The 1,355-nt window shown below is 69.1% G+C and carries 2 protein-coding genes; both read right to left on the bottom strand.

What is annotated here, in order from left to right:
- Window positions 1-708, bottom strand: a 708-nt coding sequence (locus tag Q0C81_RS16940; protein WP_291840738.1) for a hypothetical protein, incomplete at its 3' end; no start/stop codon positions are given.
- A 128-nt stretch (window positions 709-836) separates the two neighbouring features.
- A partial coding sequence (locus tag Q0C81_RS16935) for an AAA family ATPase (protein WP_291840735.1) occupies window positions 837-1,355 on the bottom strand: 519 nt, incomplete at its 5' end.

Below are 1,355 nucleotides of genomic sequence, written 5' to 3'. Positions count from 1 at the left end.
GTCGGCGAAGTGGTGGAAGGTGCTCTGGGCCAGCCCCCTGCCCTTGCCGTTCCCGCCCTCGAACGCCACGGCGATGTTGAAGGGGCGGCCCGTGACCTTGCTGGCGCCCGTAGCGATCACCCGCGCCTCGGCCACGCCGTCGGGCGCGCCGACCCCGCCCTCGTGCGGGTGGGCCGGCAGCCGGTCCAGCACCCCGCCGCCAACGTCGCGCAGCAGCGGATGGACCTCGCCGACCGGGCGGATCGCCTGCCAGTCGCCGTTGGCGCCCGAGTGGTAGTTGGGGAAGTCGATATAGCCGGTCTCGACATCGTCGCGGGCGTTCCGCGCCGGATCGGGATCCAGACTGCTGGAGTGGAAATAGTGGGCGTCGCCGACCCCGCCCAGGGTGCAGACGCTGGAGCCGAGGTCCATGTGGTCGCGGGTGATCATCAGCCCGCCGCCCCGCGCCCGGAAGGCGGCGATGGCGGCGCACTCCTCGGCGTTCAGCCCATCGCCGACATCCACCGCGAACAGCCACAGCTGGTCATAGTCGCTGTCGGCCAGCCCGCCGATGACGGGGTCGGTCTGGCCGCCCGGCGCGGCGCGATCCCGGGCCGTCACCTCCACGCCCTCCAGCGAGGCGAGATGATCCGCCAACCGTGAGAACCGGCCGACGTGCCAGTCGTCTTCCGTGAAGGGGATGGTGGTCTGCAGCAGGATCTTCGTCATGGCGCTCTCCCTGATCACAGTGAACCGTCCGGCAGCGGCCTGCGCAATCCGCGCCATCGGCCGCCTGACGGACGAAGGGCCGCCGGTCCTGCGACCGACGGCCCTCCTTATTCAGTCCGCGACGGACCTCAGTCCGCCGCTTCGTCTTCCTTCACCTTGGCCGCGGCGCCGGTGGCGGGCGTCACGTCGAAGACGATCTTGCCGTCCTTCAGCTCGACCTTCACATGCCCGCCGCGGGTCAGGCGGCCGAACAGGATGTCGTCGGCCAGCGGCTTCTTGATGTGCTCCTGGATCGTCCGGGCCAGGGGCCGGGCGCCGTAGAGTTCGTCGAAGCCGTTCTTGGCCAGCCAGTCGGCGGCTTCGTCGGTCAGCTCGATGGTGATGTTCCGATCGCCCAGCTGGTGTTCCAGCTGCATGATGAATTTGGACACCACCGACTTGATCGTCTCGGAGTCCAGCGCCTTGAACGCCACGATGGCGTCCAGACGGTTGCGGAACTCCGGCGCGAACAGGCGCTGGATGGCCTTTTCGTCCTCGCCCTCGACCTTGCCCCGGCCGAAGCCGATGGAGGCGCGGGCGTTGTCGGCGGCCCCGGCGTTGGTGGTCATGATCAGGATGACGTTCCTGAAGTCGACCTTCTTGCCGAC

This window comes from Brevundimonas sp., assembly GCF_023259385.1.
Taxonomy (GTDB): Bacteria; Pseudomonadota; Alphaproteobacteria; order Caulobacterales; family Caulobacteraceae; genus Brevundimonas.
Note: the sequence above shows the minus strand (reverse complement) of the source record. Positions and strands in the feature narration are given on the sequence as shown.